At 70.9% G+C, this 2,746-nt stretch carries 2 protein-coding genes; both read left to right on the top strand.

Annotated elements, in window-relative coordinates; translation table 11 throughout:
* The first annotated feature begins 149 nt into the window (after positions 1-149).
* Positions 150-521: a glycine cleavage system protein GcvH gene (gene gcvH, locus GH736_RS20780; RefSeq protein ID WP_159606697.1), complete on the top strand. Its 372-nt coding sequence runs from the start codon at positions 150-152 to the stop codon at positions 519-521.
* Between the two features lie 14 nt (positions 522-535).
* A partial coding sequence (gene gcvP, locus GH736_RS20775) for an aminomethyl-transferring glycine dehydrogenase (RefSeq protein ID WP_159606696.1) occupies positions 536-2,746 on the top strand: 2,211 nt, incomplete at its 3' end.

Here is a 2,746-nt window from a genome sequence, read left to right as displayed (position 1 = left end):
GAAGGTCACCGACCCCGAGGAGACGATCGACTGCAGCCGGGTGCTGTGGAGCTACGGCCTCGGCCACGACAACACGCACGCGCACCCGCTCTTCACGGGCAGCGGATGCACCGCCACCGAAGCAGCACCGCCACCGCGAGGAGAACCCCATGACCGACCAGACCGAACTCCAGTACACCGAAGAGCACGAGTGGGTGCTCGTCGAGGGCGACACGCTCACGATCGGCATCACCGACTACGCCGCCGAGAAGCTCGGCGACGTCGTTTACGTCGACCTTCCCGCGGCCGGCACGACGATCACCTCCGGCAAGGTCGTCGGCGAGATCGAGTCGACCAAGTCGGTCGGCGAACTCTTCGCACCCGTCGACGGCGAGGTCGTCGAGGCGAACCAGGCCGTCATCGACGCGCCCGAGCTCGTGAACACCGACCCCTTCGGCGAGGGGTGGCTGCTCAAGGTCACCGCCGGCGCCCTCCCCAAGCTCCTCAGCCACGCCGAGTACCGCGCCCTCGTCGGCGAGTAAGGATCCACCCAGCGATGAACACCTCCTCCGCCTACGACGCCGACGCGTTCGGCCGCCGCCACATCGGCACCACCCCGCACGACCACGAGTGGATGCTGGCCGCGCTCGGCTACGACTCGCTCGAGGCGCTCATGACGGCGGCGGTGCCGACGGCGATCCGCATGGAGGAGGTGGTCGACTCGGTGATCCCGCCGGCCGCCACCGAGCGCGAGGCGCTCGCCGAGCTGGCCGCGCTGGCGGAGCAGAATGCGGTGCGCACGTCGATGATCGGCCTGGGCTACTTCGGCACGATCACCCCGTCGGTGATCCAGCGCAACGTGCTCGAGAACCCCAGCTGGTACACGGCGTACACGCCCTACCAGCCCGAGATCTCGCAGGGCCGGCTCGAGGCGCTCATCAACTTCCAGACGATGGTGTCCGACCTCACGGGCCTCGACACGGCCAACGCGTCGATGCTGGACGAGGGCACCGCGGTCGTCGAGGGCATGCTGCTCACCCGCCGGGCGTCGAAGTCGGCATCGAACCGCTTCGTCGTCGACGCCGACGCGCTGCCGCAGACCCACGCGCTGCTCGCGTCCCGCGCCGAGGCCGTGGGCATCGAGCTCGTCGTCGCCGACCTCGACGAGGACACGGATGTCGCCGCCCTCGGCGAGCACTTCGGCCTCTTCGTGCAGTACCCGGGTGCGTCGGGCCGCGTGTGGAACCCGGCATCCGTCATCGCCGCGTCGAAGGCGCAGGGCGCACTCGTCGTCGCCGCCGCCGACCTGCTCGCCATGGCGCTGCTCACGAGCCCGGGCGAGCTCGGCGCCGACGTCGCGGTCGGCACGTCGCAGCGCTTCGGCGTGCCCATGGGGTTCGGCGGCCCGCACGCCGGCTACATGGCCGTGCGCAAGGGACTCGAGCGCCAGCTCCCCGGCCGCCTCGTCGGGGTGTCGCAGGATGCCTCGGGTCACCCCGCCTACCGCCTCAGCCTGCAGGCGCGCGAGCAGCACATCCGCCGCGAGAAGGCGACCTCGAACATCTGCACCGCGCAGGTGCTCCTCGCCGTGATGGCGTCGATGTACGCCGTGTACCACGGGCCCCGCGGCATCCGGCACATCGCCGTGACGACCGCGGCGAAGGCGAAGGCGCTCGCCGACGCGCTCACGTCGTACGACCTGACCCTCGCGAACGACGCCTACTTCGACACCATCCGGGTGCACGTGCCCGGCCTCGCGAAGAACGTCGTCGCCCGCGGGCGCGAACTCGGCCTCAACCTCTGGGAGGCCGACGAGGCGACCGTGCACATCGCCGTCGACGAGACGACGACCGCCGACGAGCTCTCGCGCGTCGTCGAGGCGTTCGGCTTCGACCCCCGCATCGAGGTGCCCGTGTCGCTGCGGGAGCTCCCGGCGAGCCTGCCGGCCGAGCTCCGCCGCACGAGCTCCTACCTCGAGCACCCGGTGTTCAACACGCATCAGTCCGAGACGCAGATGATGCGCTACCTCAAGCAGCTCGCCGACCGCGACTACGCCCTCGACCGCGGCATGATCCCCCTCGGCTCGTGCACCATGAAGCTCAACGCGGCCACCGAGATGCAGTCGGTCACGTGGCCCGAGTTCGCGAACCTGCACCCGTTCGCGCCCGAGGCCGACGTCGAGGGCACGCTCTCGCTCATCGAGCAGCTCGAGAACTGGCTCGCCGAGGTCACCGGCTACGACACCGTGTCGCTGCAGCCGAACGCCGGGAGCCAGGGCGAGCTCGCCGGCCTCCTCGCGATCCGCGGCTACCACCGCGCGAACGGCGAGCTCGACCGCGACCTGTGCCTCATCCCCTCCAGCGCGCACGGCACCAACGCGGCCTCCGCGGTGCTCGCCGGCATGCGCGTGGTGGTCGTGGCCTGCGACGAGCTCGGCAACGTCGACCTCGACGACCTCCGCGCCAAGATCGCCGAGCACGCCGACCGCATCGCGGCCCTGATGATCACGTACCCGTCGACGCACGGCGTCTACGAGCACGAGGTCAAGCAGATCACCCAGGCCGTGCACGACGCCGGCGGACAGGTCTACGTCGACGGCGCCAACCTCAACGCGCTGCTCGGCTTCGCCCGGTTCGGCGACTTCGGCGGCGACGTCTCGCACCTCAACCTGCACAAGACGTTCTGCATCCCGCACGGCGGCGGCGGACCCGGCGTCGGCCCCGTCGCGGCGAAGGCGCACCTCGCGCCGTACCTGCCGGGGCACCCG

The sequence above is a fragment of the Agromyces humi genome (genome assembly GCF_009720255.1).
GTDB classification, from domain to species: domain Bacteria; phylum Actinomycetota; class Actinomycetes; order Actinomycetales; family Microbacteriaceae; genus Agromyces; species Agromyces humi.
The sequence above is the reverse complement of the archived record's forward strand: the minus strand, read 5'-3'. Positions and strand labels throughout refer to the sequence as shown.